The organism is Pseudomonas sp. NFX1, from assembly GCF_051123555.1.
GTDB classification, from domain to species: Bacteria; Pseudomonadota; Gammaproteobacteria; order Pseudomonadales; family Pseudomonadaceae; genus Aquipseudomonas; species Aquipseudomonas capeferrum.
This window is the reverse complement of record NZ_CP169366.1, coordinates 2,577,079-2,592,292: the sequence shown is the minus strand read 5'-3', so window position 1 is coordinate 2,592,292 and position 15,214 is coordinate 2,577,079. Positions and strand designations below refer to the sequence as shown.

At 64.0% G+C, this 15,214-nt stretch carries 14 protein-coding genes; 2 read left to right on the top strand and 12 right to left on the bottom strand.

Annotation, left to right across the window (positions count from 1 at the left end):
• Positions 1–19: 19 nt before the first annotated feature.
• The 7 genes from DJ563_RS11555 to DJ563_RS11525 form a co-directional block, all read right to left on the bottom strand.
• Entirely contained in the window at positions 20–1,045 is a 1,026-nt protein-coding gene (locus DJ563_RS11555; protein ID WP_434519563.1) for a proline racemase family protein, read from the bottom strand.
• Between the two features lie 9 nt (positions 1,046–1,054).
• Positions 1,055–2,536: an aldehyde dehydrogenase family protein gene (locus DJ563_RS11550; protein ID WP_434519562.1), complete on the bottom strand. Its 1,482-nt coding sequence runs from the start codon at positions 2,534–2,536 to the stop codon at positions 1,055–1,057.
• The gene (locus DJ563_RS11545) at positions 2,533–3,813 is read right to left on the bottom strand and encodes an NAD(P)/FAD-dependent oxidoreductase (protein WP_434519561.1); all 1,281 of its coding nucleotides are present in this window, start codon (positions 3,811–3,813) and stop codon (positions 2,533–2,535) included. The genes DJ563_RS11550 and DJ563_RS11545 overlap by 4 nt, the downstream gene beginning before the upstream one ends.
• 90 nt (positions 3,814–3,903) lie before the next feature.
• Positions 3,904–4,779 carry a dihydrodipicolinate synthase family protein gene (locus DJ563_RS11540; RefSeq protein WP_434519560.1) on the bottom strand — a complete coding sequence of 292 codons (876 nt, stop codon included), beginning with the start codon at positions 4,777–4,779 and terminating at the stop codon, positions 3,904–3,906.
• A gap of 36 nt (positions 4,780–4,815) precedes the next feature.
• On the bottom strand, positions 4,816–5,481 hold the full coding sequence (locus DJ563_RS11535) for an amino acid ABC transporter permease (RefSeq protein ID WP_434519559.1): 666 nt from the start codon (positions 5,479–5,481) through the stop codon (positions 4,816–4,818).
• 10 nt (positions 5,482–5,491) lie between these two features.
• Positions 5,492–6,163, bottom strand: coding sequence for an amino acid ABC transporter permease (locus DJ563_RS11530; RefSeq protein ID WP_434519558.1), 672 nt, complete (start codon positions 6,161–6,163; stop codon positions 5,492–5,494).
• 10 nt (positions 6,164–6,173) lie between these two features.
• Complete coding sequence (locus DJ563_RS11525; protein ID WP_434519557.1) at positions 6,174–7,001, bottom strand: amino acid ABC transporter ATP-binding protein; 828 nt, start codon at positions 6,999–7,001, stop codon at positions 6,174–6,176.
• Between the two features lie 391 nt (positions 7,002–7,392).
• Here DJ563_RS11525 and DJ563_RS11520 point away from each other — a divergent pair, with 391 nt between their 5' ends.
• Together DJ563_RS11520 and DJ563_RS11515 are read left to right on the top strand one after the other, a co-directional pair.
• Entirely contained in the window at positions 7,393–8,160 is a 768-nt protein-coding gene (locus DJ563_RS11520) for a transporter substrate-binding domain-containing protein (RefSeq protein WP_434519556.1), read from the top strand.
• Positions 8,161–8,234: 74 nt separating this feature from the next.
• Positions 8,235–9,005, top strand: coding sequence for an SDR family NAD(P)-dependent oxidoreductase (locus DJ563_RS11515; protein ID WP_434519555.1), 771 nt, complete (start codon positions 8,235–8,237; stop codon positions 9,003–9,005).
• A gap of 4 nt (positions 9,006–9,009) precedes the next feature.
• On the opposite strand, the gene DJ563_RS11510 is transcribed toward DJ563_RS11515, so the two are convergent.
• The 5 genes from DJ563_RS11510 to DJ563_RS11490 all read right to left on the bottom strand — a co-directional run bounded on the left by DJ563_RS11510 (position 9,010) and on the right by DJ563_RS11490 (position 15,118).
• Positions 9,010–10,305, bottom strand: coding sequence for an NAD(P)/FAD-dependent oxidoreductase (locus DJ563_RS11510; protein WP_434519554.1), 1,296 nt, complete (start codon positions 10,303–10,305; stop codon positions 9,010–9,012).
• A gap of 53 nt (positions 10,306–10,358) precedes the next feature.
• The gene (locus tag DJ563_RS11505) at positions 10,359–10,781 is read right to left on the bottom strand and encodes a RidA family protein (protein WP_156310101.1); all 423 of its coding nucleotides are present in this window, start codon (positions 10,779–10,781) and stop codon (positions 10,359–10,361) included.
• Between the two features lie 26 nt (positions 10,782–10,807).
• Positions 10,808–11,947 carry a tyramine oxidase subunit B gene (locus tag DJ563_RS11500; protein WP_033696889.1) on the bottom strand — a complete coding sequence of 380 codons (1,140 nt, stop codon included), beginning with the start codon at positions 11,945–11,947 and terminating at the stop codon, positions 10,808–10,810.
• Between the two features lie 185 nt (positions 11,948–12,132).
• Positions 12,133–13,443 (bottom strand): alginate export family protein, encoded by a 1,311-nt coding sequence (locus tag DJ563_RS11495; RefSeq protein WP_258714624.1) that lies wholly within the window; start codon positions 13,441–13,443, stop codon positions 12,133–12,135.
• A gap of 187 nt (positions 13,444–13,630) precedes the next feature.
• Positions 13,631–15,118, bottom strand: a complete 1,488-nt coding sequence (locus tag DJ563_RS11490) for an aldehyde dehydrogenase family protein (RefSeq protein WP_434519553.1) — start codon at positions 15,116–15,118, stop codon at positions 13,631–13,633.
• Between the last annotated feature and the right edge of the window lie 96 nt (positions 15,119–15,214).

The following is a 15,214-nucleotide window of genomic DNA, read 5'->3' as shown; positions in this document are numbered from 1 at the left end:
CACGGGGCCATCCACCGGCTCAGGAAAGCCCCGCCCCCCACGTATCGCTGAGCATGAACCCAGCCGCCAGCGGGTCATCCGGGTCCACCCCCAATTGCTGCAGCCCATACAGCCAGGCCCGCCCGGTTACCCGCGGCAGTACCGCAGGTTTGCCGGCAACATCGGTGTGGCCGAGCAGGGTGACCTGGAACTGCCCACCAATGGTCGAGCGCGACACCAGCTCATCACCCGCCTGCACCAGGCCGCGAGCCGCCAAGGTGGCAAGGTTGGCCGAGCTGCCGGTACCGCAGGGCGAGCGGTCGACACGCCCCGGTGGCAGGGTGGTGCAGGTCTGGTAGGTGCGGTTGTCCACACGCTTGCGGAACATCACATAGGCCACTTCGTTGACCGAAGGCAGCAGCGGGTGCTGGATGCTCAGCTGGCGGTTGATCACCGCTTTCAAGGCGACGCCGGCGTCGGCCAGCACACGGGCATTTTCAGGCGCAATGGCCAGCCCGGTCTGCTCCACGTCGATCAACGCGTAGTACACACCGCCGAATGCCACATCGATGTTGAGGGTGCCGAAGTCGGGCGTCTCGATGGCCAGGTCCAGGTGCTCGACGAACGCCGGTACCATGTCCAGCGACACGCTGAGGCAGCGTCCGTCCGCGCACTGTGCTCGGGCGGTGACCAGGCCTGCCGGGGTGTCGAGCACCACCGTGGTTTCTGGTTCCTGCATCGGTACCATGCCCAGTTCGAGCAGCGCAGTGACGACGCAGATGCAGTTGCTGCCGGACATCGGGTGCGCCTTGTCGGCCTGCAGCACGATGAAGCCTGCGTGTGCTTCGGGGCGGGTCGGCGGCAGCAACAGGTTGACCGACATCTGCAGGCAGCCGCGTGGCTCCAGCGTCACCAGGCGCCGCAGGCTGTCGTCGACTTCGTTGATGTAGTTCATCTTGTCGAGCATGCTGGCGCCTGGGATGCCCAGCACGCCACCGGTGATGACCTTGCCGATTTCGCCCTCGCAGTGCACTTCGGCCAGCTGCAGGGTCTGTTTCCAACGCATGGCGTTACCTCACTTGATATACCAGCCCCAAGGCTGCTCGGTGTCGTAGCGGGTGATCTGCTTGGTTTCGAGGTAGTTGTTCAGGCCCCATTCACCCAGTTCGCGGCCGATCCCGCTTTGCTTGTAACCGCCCCAGGGTGCCTCGGTAAAGGTCGGCTGCGAGCAGTTGACCCAGACGATACCCGCGCGGAACTTGCGGGCCACGCGCTCGCAACGTTCCAGGTCCTTGGACATCACTGCGGCGCCGAGGCCGAAGCGTGAATTGTTGGCGGCGCGTATTGCTTCGTCTTCGCTGTCGAATGGGCGGATGCACACGACCGGGCCGAAAATTTCTTCGTTCCAGATCCAGCTGTGTTCCGGTACGTCGGCGAACACCGTTGGCTGCAAGTAGAAGCCTTTGTCCAAGTGCGCTGGGCGTTCGCCACCCGCGACCAGGCGGGCACCTTCCTCCAGGCCGCGCGCGATGGCGCGCAGGGTGCCCTCGTACTGGCTGCGGTTGACCAATGGGCCGAGCAGCACGCCTGCTTCCATACCGTTGCCGATCTTGATCTTGCGCGCTTCTTCGGCAAGGCGAGCCAGCAGCGGCTCATACACCGAACGCTCTACCAGCACCCGTGAAGTCGCAGAGCAGACTTCGCCTTTGTTCCAGAAGATGCCGAACATGATCCATTCGACGGCGGCTTCGATATCGCTGTCGGCAAAGATCACGAACGGCGACTTGCCGCCCAGTTCCAGGGTGACGTTCTTGATGTCCTGAGCGGCCGCTTGCATGATGCGGCTGCCGACCGGCACGCTGCCAGTGAAGGCCAGTTTGTCCACGCCGGGGTGTGCGGTCAGGGCTGCGCCGACGGTGGTGCCTGGGCCGGTCACGATGTTCAGGACACCGGCGGGCACGCCGGCTTCATCGGCAATGCGGGCCAGCTCAAGCGCGGTCAGCGACGTTTGCTCGGCAGGTTTGAGGATGCAGCAGCTGCCGGCTGCCAGGGCGGGCGCGATCTTCCACGAAGCCATCAGCATCGGGAAATTCCACGGCACGATGGCACCGGCTACGCCGATGGGTTCCTTGCGCGCCACGCAGCTGAATCGGTCGTCGGACAGCGCTACCGGTTTTTCGCGTTTTTCATCCAGTTCTTCGGCCAGGTTGGCGTAGAACTCGAAACAGCCGGCCGTGTCGCCGATGTCCCACATCGCTTCCGGGAAGGGTTTGCCGTTGTCGCGTACTTCAAGGGTGGCCAGTTGTTCCTGGCGGGCACGGATGCCCTCGGCGATCTTGCGCAGGTAGGCGCCACGCTCGGCACCGCTCAGGCGTGGCCATGGGCCTTCGTCGAAGGCGGCGCGGGCGGCCTTGACGGCGGCATCGACGTCTTCGGCGGTACCCGAGGCCACGCGGGCGATCAGGCTTTCATCACTGGGGTCGAACGATTCAAAGGCACCGCCCTGAATGGGGCTGACCCATTGGCCATTGATGTAGAGCTGGTCGTAGCGGTTCATGCGGTTCCTCCAATGAGCGCGAAACGTCGGGCGCTGAATGCGCGCAGGTCTTGTGCTGGCGTACGCTGGGCGACCAGGTCGGCAATCAGGCGGCCGGTGGTGGCGCCGAGGGTGAGGCCGAGCTGGCCATGGCCGAAGGCCATGACTACGTTGTGCAGGCGTGGCGCGCGGTCGATGACAGGCTTGGTGTCTGGCAAGAAGGGCCGGTAGCCGACACCGAACTCCATGCCTTGCGTGTTGAGTTGCGGCAATACCCGGCGGGCCTTTTCCATGATGATTTCGGCGCGCCTGAAGTTCGGCTCGGCGCCTGGCGCGGCGAACTCGAGGGTGCCGCCTATCTGCAGGCCTCGGGTCATGGGCGCAAAGCAGAAGCCACCGTCGGCATAGATCACCGAATGGCGGATCTGGACCCCAGGCTGGGGCAGCACGGCCTGGTAACCGGCGATGCCAGCCAGCGGGATGCTCACCCCAAGGGTGTCGAAGAACGGGCGGGCACCGGTACCGGCGGCCACCACCACCTGCTCGGCCGGCAAGCGCGTGCCGTCGGCCAAGGTCACGCCGGTGGCACGGTCGTGGTGCTGGTCGACCTTCACTGCGGTTTGGCGCACGCGCACGCCCCCTTGGGCAATGAAACTTGCGGTGAGGGCCGCGATGAAGCCTTCGGTGTCATTGACGGCGCGCCAGTCGGGGAACAGCAGACCGTGGTGGAACTTGCCCGCCAGAGCCGGCTCAAGGTCGGCGATGGCCGCGCCATCCAGCTCTTGCGACTTGAAGCCCAGCTGCTTGCGCAACTCAAGGTGCGGGCGCTCATGGGCCAGCCCGGCCGGGGAGCCAAACACTTCAAGGATGGGGCGGTCGCCCAGCAGGGTCTTGTCCGGGCAAGCGTTCAGTAAAGGGGCATAGTCGTCGTAGACATGCTGGGTCAGGCGGGCCATGTCCTGGGCAATCTGGTTGATCTTCGAGGCGCGTGCGCAGGCCAGAAAACGCAGAAACCACGGCAGGATCCCTGGCAGTGCGCTGGGGCGCAGGGCCAGGGGGCCTTGCTGGTCGAGCAGCCAGCCAGGGACTTTCATCAGAATGCCGGGCTTGGACAGCGGGATGACTTCACTGACCGCCATCTGGCCGCAGCTCCACTTGGCGGTGCTGTCGCCCGGGGCGGCGGGGTCGATGAGGGTGACCCGGTGGCCGTCGCGCTGCAGGTACAGCGCGCAGCAGACGCCGACGATACCGCCACCGATGACGATGGCCTGTTGCGGTGCAGGGTGCGGGTTGTTCATGGGGTGGCTCTTTTGTGCGAGATCGATGCGAAGGCGTTGCCCTCGTTTGCAGGTGAACCCGCGCCAACAGGGTTCACCTGCCCGTTGCCGTTACTGCTGCGAAGCTTCGAACACGTTGCGGAACTCGGCCTTTTCCGTATCGGTCAGCGGCAGCAACGGGGCGCGCGCGTTACCGACCTTGAAGCCCGCAAGCTCCGCCCCGTATTTGACCTTTTGCACGAACTTGCCGCTTTCAAGGTTGGCCATGGCCGGGAACAGACTGCGCATTACCTGCTGGGCACCGCGGATGTCGCCACGGCTGAAGGCATTGTGGAAGGCCACGACCTTCTCCGGGAAGATGTTGGCCGGGCCACAGATCCAGCTGTCGGCGCCCCACAGGTAGAAGTCCAGCGCCTGGTCGTCCGACCCACAGGACAACTGCAGGCCTTTGTATTTCTCACCGATTTCGATGGCGCGCAACAGGTTGCCGCTGCTTTCCTTGATGCCGATCACACGCGGGTGTTCGTGCAGCGCTGCAATCACCTCCAGGCCCACTTCGACGTTGGTGCGGATCGGGTAGTTGTAGAGCACCACGTTGATCTCGGGGAAGGTCTGCAGGATAGTGTTGTAGTGGGCCAGCAGCTCCTCCTGGGACGGCAGCGCATAGTAGGGCGGGGCAATCAGCAGGTTGGTGTAGCCGGCGTCGACGGTCTGCTTGATCTGCTCCAGCACTTCGCGGGTGCACGAGCCGTTGGCACCGGCGATCAGCGTGCCGCGGTCACCGACCACTTCCTTGACGGTGGCCAGGATCTGGCGCCGCTCGTCATTGGCCAAGGCATAGTATTCGCCAGTCGAACCCAGTGGCACGAACCCGCTGACGCCAGCGGCCAGCTGGTGTTCGAGGATGGCGGCCAGGGTGTCGTGGTCGACCTTGCCGGCGGCGTCGAAAGGGGTGACCAGGGCGGGCAGGATACCGTTCAGTTTCATGGTGTAGTTTCCGGGGTTGGTTGCAGATCGGTCGGGTCAGTAGGCGTAGCGACGCAGCAGGCGCCCTTCGACAACGCCCACCAGGCGGGTCAGCGGGAAGGCCACAAGGAAGTAGATGACGGCCACCGCCGAGAGGAACTCGACCGGGCGTGCGGTGCTGTTGGAGATGTTCTGACCGACGAACATCAGGTCGGCGACCCCGACCGAAGAGATCAACGCACTCTCCTTGAACAGGCTGATCACGTTCGACAGCAGCGGCGGGACGGCACGCAGCAGGGCCTGGGGGAAGATCACGTACAGCACCTTGACCTTCGAAGTCAGGCCCAGGGCTGTACAGGCATCGTGCTGCTCGCTGGCAATGGACTTGAGCGCGCCGCGGAAAGTCTCGCTGGTGATTGCCCCCATGAACAAGGTCAGGGCGATCAGTACCGAGGCATAGGGCGGGATGTTCAGGCCAAATACCACGGGGAAGCAGAAGAACACCCAGAACAGCTGGATCAGCAGGGGCGTGCCGCGGAAAAACTCTACGTACAGGGTCAGCGGCAGGCGCAGCAGCGGAGACTTGACCTGGCGCAGCATGCTGACCACAAAGCCCAGCAGGCTGCCTAGCAGGGCACAGATGCCGGTGAAGGCCAAGGTCAGGGCCAGGCCTTTGAGCAGCACTGGCCAGTAGTGCAGAACAACCGAGAAATCGAGTGGCATGGTTATCTCCTCAGCGCTGGCCGGCCAGGTCTTGACGTCGCTCGTACCACTGCACCAGCTGTGCGATCGGCAGCGACAGGGCGAAATAGACCAGGGCGATCAAGGTGTAGGTTTCCAGTGGGCGATAGGCTTCGGTGGCCAGGCTCTTGCCGACGTACATCAGGTCGGCGACGGCGACGATCGCCACCAGCGCGCTCTGCTGCAGGGTGCCGATGCCGTTGGTGATCAGTACCGGCAGGGCGCTACGCAGCGATTGCGGCAGCACCACGTACAGCGTGCGCTGCCAGGGTTTCAGGCCCAGCGCCACACAGGCATCGAGGTGTTCGCGCGGTACCGCTTGCACACCGGCGCGGTAGGCTTCGGCATTGAATGCGGTGAGGTTCAGGCCCAGCGCCAGAAAGCCCATGGCAATCGGGTCGATGAACACGTCGAACAGCATGGGCACGCAGTAGAAGAACCAGACGATCTGCAACAGCGCCGGGGTGCAGCGGAAGAACTCGATGAACAGCTGCGCCGGCCAGCGAATGAAGAACCAGCGGCTGAGCGCCATCAGGCACAACACGAAACCGCACACCAGGCCGATCAGGTTGGACACCAGGGCCAGCTGCAGGGTGACCTTGAGGCCGTCCAGCAGTGCCGGCAGGCTGCCGTTGAGGAAGTGAAAGTCGAATTGGTAGTTCATCGCGGCGCCCTCAATCCAGGTGCAGGACTTTTTCCAGAAACTCGCGGGTACGAGGCTCGCGAGGGGAGGTGAAGAGCTGGTCCGGGTGGCCCTGCTCGACGACCTTGCCGTTGGCGCAGAACACCACGCGGGTGGCGATGTGGCGGGCGAAGTGCATATCGTGGGTGACAATGACCATCGCCATCTTCTGTTCAGCCAGCTGCATCATCACGTTCTGCACCTCGATGACCATTTCCGGGTCGAGCGCCGAGGTGACTTCGTCGAACAGCATCAGCCGTGGTTCGAGCATCAGGGCGCGGGCGATGGCCACGCGTTGCTTCTGGCCGCCAGAGAGCTGGCTGGGGTAGGCGTGCAGCTTGCTTTCCAGGCCCAGCCGGGCGAGATAGGCGCGGGCTTTTTCGGTGGCGTCGGCCTTGCTCAGGCCATGCACCTTGACCGGGGCAAGGATCAGGTTGCCCAGCACCGACAAGTGCGGGAACAAGGTGTAGTGCTGGAACACCATGCCGATCTGCTTGTGCAGGGTTTCATCCAGGGGCTTGCCCTGTTTGCGACTGCCATCGATGTAGGGCTGGCCCTGGAAGCGGATGGTGCCGCCCTGGATGCCTTCAAGGCCCATCAGCACCCGCAGCAGCGAGCTCTTACCGCTGCCGGAAGGGCCGATGATCACCAGACGGTCGTCGGCGCGCATGTCCAGGTTCATCTGGTCCATCACCACCAATTGCTCGCCATAGGCCTTGCGGACGTCACGCAGCTGGATGAAATCACCGCCGTTGACCGAATCTGGGATGAGCGAAGCCAGTGGCTGGGCAGCCACCACAGGGGAAAGGGACCGTGGCATTTTGAATCTCTCCGGTGATTGTTCTTGTAGGCAGAAGAGCAAGCAAAAATCGCAGTAGTTGTTATGAGTGCTGCGTTGTATGCAGCGATGTATTCAGGCTATTTCGCTTTCGCTGAAGCTGTCAACACATCGAACTAAAAAATTCCTGGCACGGCGATCGGGTCCTGGGCCAGCGTAGGCAAATAATTTCCATCACCCTCGCGACCGGCTATTGACAGGCCTGCACAACCCTTTCTACTGTGAATACAGCATTGCATACATGCAAGCATGCAGATGTTCGCCTTACCTTCCTGCCAAAAACAATGATGATCAGTGAGGTCAAAAAATGGTTGTTTCGGTTCGCTCCTCTCTCAACGTACTGTTGGCAAGTGCCAGCCTTTTCGGCGCGCTGATGGCCCAATCCACGGCCCAGGCTGCGCAGGCTTCGCTGTGGCAAGACGTGCAGAAAGCCGGGGTGTTGCGCTGTGGTGCCGCCGTGGCAGCGCCGTATGTAATGCGAGACGCCAGCACCAGCGCCTACAGTGGCTACTTCGTCGACCTGTGCCGCGACTTTGGCGAGAAGGTGCTCAAGGTCAAGGTGGAGTTCGTCGATACCAGCTGGGACAACCTGGTGGCCGGGTTGCAAAGCAGCAAATGGGACCTGGCCATGGCGTTGAACCAGACACCGGAACGGGCACTGGCTGTCGCGTTTACCGTACCGGCCACCGACTATCAGGTGTCGCTGCTGGTCAACAAGAACAACCCCAAGCTCACCGACGTGAAGGACGACATCGCCGCCCTCGACAAACCGGATGTCACCTTTGCAGTGATGTCTGGCACGGCGCAGGACAAGGCCATTTCCTCAGTGGTGCGCAACAGCAAGATCATGCGTTTGCCGGGCATGGACGAAGCGCGTCTGGCGGTCATGTCCAAACGCGCCGATGTGCTGGTCGATGCCAGTGATACCAACCACCTGTTCGCCCTGGCCAACCCTGACTGGACCCGTGAGATATTGCCCAAGCCTGCATTGGCCAAGCAGGGGGTTTCGTTTGGTGTGCGCCGCGACATCAGCTCGGCAGACCTGGAAGTACTGAACATCTACCTGCGGCAGCGCCGCGACACCGGTGAAATCCAGCAACTGGTAGATAACGCTTCGCTGGCAGCCAACGCTGCGAAGTAGGGCATCGCCGTGCCGCTTGCCTGTAGCCAGGCAGGCGGTTTTTCTCTGACTTCAGTCGATGGAAGATGAGCCTCATGAGCCAATTCACGCGGCCCCTCGAAGGGCAGGTCATTCTGGTAACGGGGGCATCGGGTGGCATTGGTGCGGCGATTGTCGAGCAACTGGTGGCCGAAGGCGCCAGGCCGTTGATCCATTACAGCCGTGATGCCAAAGGTGCCCAGCGCCTGCTTGAGCGGGTCGCAGGCCAAGGCTGGATCGTGCAGGGCGACCTGAGCGAAGACACCGGCCCCGAGGCGCTGTGGCATGCGGCGCTGGAACTGGCCGGTGGTCGAATCCATGGCCTGGTCAACAATGCAGGCATCCGTACCGAGGTCCCGCTGGATGCGCCTTCGGTGCAATGGCGGGCGGCATGGCGTCGCGAGTTTCAGGTCAATTTCTTCGCGGCAGCCGACCTGTGCCGTGAGGCGGTAGCGCATTTTCGCACCCAGGGCGGTGGGCGCATTGTCAACATGGCCAGCCGCGCCGCTCAGCGCGGCTATGCGGCCGACGCCTTGCCCTATGGCAGCAGCAAGGCCGCGCTGATCAACCTGACCAAGTCCTTGGCGCGGAGTGTGGCAGGCGAGGGCGTGGTGGCGGTGGCGATTGCCCCGGGGTGGGTCCGTACAGACATGGCAGAGCAGTTCGTCGCCCAGCACGGTGAAGCGGCCGCGGTGGCGGACATCCCTCTTGGGCGGATGGCCAGCCCGGCTGAAATCGCCGAGCTGGTCGCCTTCACCCTGCGACCGTCCCAGGCCTCGCTCAACGGCGCGACGCTGGATGTCAACGGCGCCAGCTATATCCGCTGAGGGTTCAGGCGAAGCGTTCGAACCGATAAGGGCTTGGATCGATCAGCGGTGGCGCTTGCGACACCAGGTCTGCCGCCAGTTGGCCGGCAGCCGGCGAGGTGCCGAAGCCATGGCCGGAAAAGCCGGTGGCCAGGGTCAGGCCGGGTAGGGCCGGCACCGGCCCGATGACCGGGTTGGAGTCGGGGGTGACGTCGATGGTGCCGGCCCAGGCTGCGGCGATTTGTGCTTGCTCGAAGACCGGCCAGGCCGCCTTGAGGTTACGCAGGGCTTCGTCATTGAGTGCGGTGTTGGCCTGTGGGTCCTGAACCCTGACGCGTTCGAAGGGCGTGACTTGCGAGGCCTTCCAGTGCCGGGCCAGGGCCAGGTCCTTGAAGAAATACTTGCCGAAACTGATGCGCAAAAAATCACGTTGCGCCCGCAATTGCGGCAGGTAGCGCCTGCCCAGCAGCACATGGTCCCAGGTCAGGAACGCATCGAGCGCGCCGCGTTGGGTGATGATGTAGCCGCCATCCTTGTGTTTGCGAAACGAAAAGTCCGGTGCGCCCACGGCGATGTCAGTCGGGCCTTGCAGCGGGTGTGTCCGCAGCACGGAACAGGTCAGCGGCAAGGTGGGCAGGCCGATATCGAGGTTGCCGAGAAACTTGCGTGACCACATGCCCCCGGCCAGCAGCACCTGCTCGCAGCGGATCTCGCCTTGTTCGGTGACCACGCCGCTGACCCTGCCAGCGGCGGTGACCAGCGTGCGCACGGCGCAGTTTTCCACGATCACTGCGCCTTTGGCGATCGCCGCCCGGGCAATGGCGCTGGCTGCCAGGGTCGGCTCCGCGCGGGCGTCGGAGGCGGTGTAGATGCCCCCGGCCCATTCGGCACGGCCACCGGGCACCCGGTTGGCAATCTCTTTGCTGCTGAGCAGGCGAGAGTCCAGGCCAAGGTGCTCGATGCTCTTCAGCCAGCTCTCGTGCATGCCCATCTGCGTGTCGTTACGGCCGATGAACATGATGCCGGCTTGCCGGTAGCCGACATCGCAACCAACCCGCTCTGCCATCTTCGCCCACAGCCGATCGGCGGCCAGGGCCAGCGGAATGTCGTGCGCATGGCGGTTGGTCTTGCGCACCCAGCCAAGGTTGCGCGACGACTGCTCGCCCGCCAGGCGGCCCTTCTCCAGCACCACCACCGGGATGTTGCGCTCGGCCAGGGTCAGGGCTGCGGTCAGGCCGATGATGCCTGCGCCGATGATCACCACGCTGGTGGCCTGAGGGTGGGTGGTACTGGTGTGCACAGGATCGATGACGGGGGACATGGCTTCACTCGGCGGCAGTGTGAACAGAACGTGGCGGGTTCAAGGCGGGCAGGTCACTGGCCCAGCCGGATCAACGTGACCTGCGCGCGGGAGGCACCCCGGTACGCCGTCACTTCCAGCTCGACCTTGTACACGGTCGACCCCAGCGGCGGGCAGGTGACGGTGGTGGCCGGGTCGACGCCCCTGAATTTCTCGCCGATCACGTCCATGACCTTGGGTACATCGTTCGGGTCCTGGATGAACACGCGCGAGCTGATCACATCGCCCAGCCCAGCGTCGACGGCCGCCAGTGCGGCTTCGATGTTGGCGAACACCTGATGAGTCTGTTCGATCACGTCTTCGGGGATGATCTGGGTCTGCGGGTTGCGGCCGGCGGTGTTGGACACGTAGATCCAGTTGTCTACCGCCACCAGGCGGGAGTAGCTGGCCATGTCTTCGAATTTGGAGCCGGTTTTCAGTTTGGTGATTTGCGTCATGGGGGAGCCTTTTGAGGTGAGGAGGGTCAGCTGAGGACAGGTTTTTCCCAGAGGTTGAGCTTTACGCCGATGCCTTTCTCGACAGCATTGCGGTACACCACGGTGCCCCAGGCGACGTCTTCCACGGGCATGCCGCCCACCGACATGATGATGATTTCATCGTCGTTCAGACGCCCTGGCGCATCACCGCTGATGATCTTGCCGATGTCTTCGACCTGCGCGGCGTCGAGCGTGCCTTCGGCGATCATGTCCATGAAGCGCACGCCTACCAGCGGCACGTGGTTGTGCGCAGGCTTGGGCAGTTCGTCGAACCACGCTTCGTACAGCCCGGTGTTGTCCACCACCTTGCGCACGTCCGAACGCTCCATGCCTGCATCGATGCTGCAGGGGGCGGGCATCGCCAGAAACGCGCCGGGCTTGACCCATTCGCGGCGTACCAGCGGGTAGGTGCTGGGGTCGCCGACTTCGCCCGAGCTGCAATAGCTGACCAGGTCGGCATCACGCACCACCTCTTCCAGGGTTTGCACGACCTGGATCCGCGTGATCTGCGGGAAGGTGGCCTTGACCCAGGCCACGAACTCATCGAGGTTCTTCTGGCCACGGCCTTTGATCTTGATCGTGTCGATCAGCGGGCACACGGCCATGAACGCGGCGACCGTGGTCTTGCCCATCACACCTGGCCCGGCCAGGCCGATGACCTTGGCGTCCTTGCGGGCCAAGTGGCGCGCGCCAACACCGGGGATGGCGCCGGTGCGGTACGCCGACAGCAGGTTGGCCGACATGTGCGCCAGGGGCGCGCCAGTGTCGGCGTCGTTGAGGGTGAACATCAGGATGGAGCGCGGCAGGCCCTTTTCCCGGTTGGCGATGTTCGAGCCATACCATTTGGCGCCTGCGGTGCGGAAGCTGCCGCCCAGGTAGGCGGGCATGGCCATCATACGACGGTCTGCGGTGGGCTTGGGCATGTGCGGGAAGGGCGACTGTTCGGGGAACGTGATCATCGCGCCGTGGGAATCGTTGTTCGGGCCGGCCATGCGGTAGTCGCCCTGGTAGAGCAGGTTGAACATCGCCTCCATGGTGTCGACACAAGCGGGCATGTCGGTCACGCCGGCGCGGATCATGTCCTGCTCGGACAAGTAGATGAAGTCAATTCGGGTATCGAGGGTCATGGCGGGTCTCGCAGGGCGGCCGTTGTCAGGGACGACGGCGTCATCGGGTTTTGTTGTTGTGGGCTGGCGCTAACACGTGCGGCCAGTTTCGCTAACGGCTGGCAGGGCGTCTTGTGCCTGCGTGCCAGCCGTTTTGACCTGCCGTGCCATCGGCGTATTGGCAAGACGGTGACTGCCATCAGGGCCTAGAAGGGCACCGCGATGGTCAGCTGGCTGTAGACGTTGGTGCCGTTGCCACCCACCTGGTTGCCGCCGTTGCTTTCGCCCTTGCGTGGCTGATACAGGCCGACCAGCGGGCTGATGACCAAGTGCTCGTTGACCGCCCATTCCAGGTACAGGTCGAGCTCCCTGGCATCAAGGTTGAGGCTGTCGCGGGTGCGCACGGTATCGAAGTCGAAATACAGCGCACCGACCGTGAGGTTTTCCAGCGGCGTAGCCTTTACGCCAACATGGTGAATGCCGGTGTTGCTGTTGAACGGGCCGGCGTAGTTGGCGGCGACCTCACCTTGGAACCAGGTGCCATAGCCACTGGACAGGCCACTGAACAGCGAATCCCAGCCTGCCGAATAGCGCGTGTAACGGTAGGTCACCTGGGGTGCCCAGGGCAGGTCGGCGAAGGTGTAGCCGGCCTGCAGGTACCAGGCTTTTTCCGCGCCGCCTTGCTTGTCTTGCCACGCGTATTCGAAGGCGAAGCTGGCGTTGTCGATGCCGGCGCTGCCTTCGCCACGCAGGCTGTAGACATCCATGCCCTCACGCGCCTTCTGGAAGTCGCTGGCCCATTGGTCGGTGACGCCGATGCCGTGCACCCAGGTCAGCCCCAAGGTGCCCAGGGCATGGGTGTAGTCCAGTGTGCCTGCGGCCAGTTCGGTCTCGGCCTGCGCGCGGTTGTCGGACTTGAGCCACAGCAGGCTGCCATGCAGGCCATCCTGCCCGCCCAGGCGCAGCACGGCGGTGCGGTCGAAGGCATGGCGCGCCGCCAGGTAGTAGGCACCGCCGCGGTCCAGGGTGCCATCCGCCACACCGTTGCCCAGGTTGGGCCCGTCGTCGTTGATCAAGAAGCCGCTGCCCAGGCGGACCACCTGGCGCCCTCCGGAGATATCCACGCCATCCTTGCCCAGCCAGGGCAGCAGATCGCCCGAACGCCAACCGAGGTAGGCGTCTTCGATCTTGGTGGTGCGTTCGGAGCCATCGGTATTGCCTGCGGCATCGCCATCGCCCCAGGTGGCGGAACTGACCCAGTTCAAGGCGCCATAAAGGCTGCCGTTGCCGGCCAGGCCCTGATCGCCGCTAACGCCATACTTGATGAAGCCCTCGCGCCAGGTCGAGCCACCGGGGGTGCCGTCATAGTTCTTGCGGCTGTTGAACATGCCCCACACCGCGAGCATGTCGGCATTCAAGTGGCTGTCGTCGTCGGCGTAAAGCTCGTAGGCCGGCGCGGCCTGGCTGGCCAGTAAGGTGGCCAGGGCCAGGGCGGACAGCCGTTGCGGTTTGAACATTGCACTTCCCTCGATTGTTCTCGGCACCTTGCAAGGCGTCCTTTGTTTTTCGGGGGCACCCGTGTGGCACGAGGCGCCGTCGCGGTTGGCTGCGACGGCCTATTAGCGCGTGGATGGCAGGGTGGGGTCTTGTTCGTGGCTGCCAAGGCGTTTGCACGCCTTGGCCAGGCCTGTTCGATTGGCCTATTCAGTAACGGATCATCACCGACTTGAGCTCGGTGAAGTCATCGATGAACGCCGAGCCGAACTCGCGGCCGATGCCGGACGCCTTGATACCGCCAAACGGCACGGCTGGGTCGAGCAGGGTGTGCATGTTGACCCACAAGGTGCCGGCCTGGATTTCTGGCACCAGGCGCATGGCCTTGCCCAGGTCGTTGGTCCACAGGCTGGCGCTCAGGCCATAAGGCGTCGCGTTCATCAGGTGCAGCAGTTCGTCTTCGTCGTCGTAAGGCAGGAAGGTCGCCACCGGGCCGAAGGTTTCCTGGTTCAGCAAGGTGTCGCTGGCGGCCTTGGCGAGGATCACCGTCGGTTCGACGAAGCAGCCCGGGCCCTCGCCAATCTGCCCGCCGTGGATGATCTGGCTGCCCTCGGCGCGCGCGGTGGCGAACAGCTCGGCCAGTTTCTGCTGGTGCGGCTTGTTGGCCACTGGGCCGAACTGGGTGGCCTCATCCAGCGGTGAGCCGACCTTCAGCTGGCTCAGGCGCTGGGACAGCGCATCGAGCAGCGGGTCGATGCGCGAGCGGTGGACGAAGAAGCGCTCACCCGCTGCGCAGATTTGCCCTGAGTGCAGGAAGCCTGCCTCGATGATGCCATCGACGGCCTTGTCGAGTGCCACGTCAGGCAGGAATGCCACTGAGTTCTTGCCACCCAGCTCCAGAGTCGCCCGGGTCAGCTTGGCGCCCATGGCGGCCTGGCCGACGGCGATGCCGGTAGGCACCGAGCCTGTGAACGAGACCTTGTCGGTGCCGGGGTGCTCGATCAATGCCTTGCCCACCAGGCCGCCGCCGGTCAGCACGTTGAGCGCGCCCGGCGGCAGGCCGGCCTGGCTGGCCAGCTCGGCGATGCGCAGCAGTGTCAGGGGCGTGAACTCGCTGGGCTTGAGGACGATACTGCAGCCGGTGGTCAGGGCCGAGGCCAGTTTCCAGATGGCGATCATGGTGGCGAAGTTCCACGGCACGATGCCCACGACCACGCCGATCGGTTCGCGCAGGGTGAATGCACTGTAGCGCTCACCGGCGAACGAGGGCAGGGACGGGGTGATGGTCTGGCCGGTGATCTTGGTGGCCCAGCCTGCGTAATAGCGCAAGAAGTGCGCGGCCTGCTCGACTTCGAAAGCGCGCGCGATACCGATCAGCTTGCCCGACTGCAAGGTTTCGAGCTGGGCCAGCTCCTCTCGGTTGGCTTCCAGCAGGTCGGCCAGCTTGAACAGCACGGCGGCGCGGGCGGCGGGGCTGGTGCGCGACCACGTGGTGAAGCCCTGGCGGGCCGAGCTCACGGCATGCTCCACATCGGCCTGGTTGGCGTCGGCGATGCGGGCGATGGTTTTGCCATCGGCCGGGTTGACCACCGCAAGGGTCGCAGACGATTGGCTGGCCAGGTGTTGGCCGTGAATGAACACGCCATGTTGTCGGGCCATGAATGCGGTGACCGCGGGAAGAAGGGTAATGTCGCTCATGCAGGCTCCTGAGGCAGAGACGCGGCCCGGCAGGCCGCCAAAGCGTCGAGCATAGTGAGCGGGCACGGTGTTGATCTTGCATCTCCCTGACGCCGG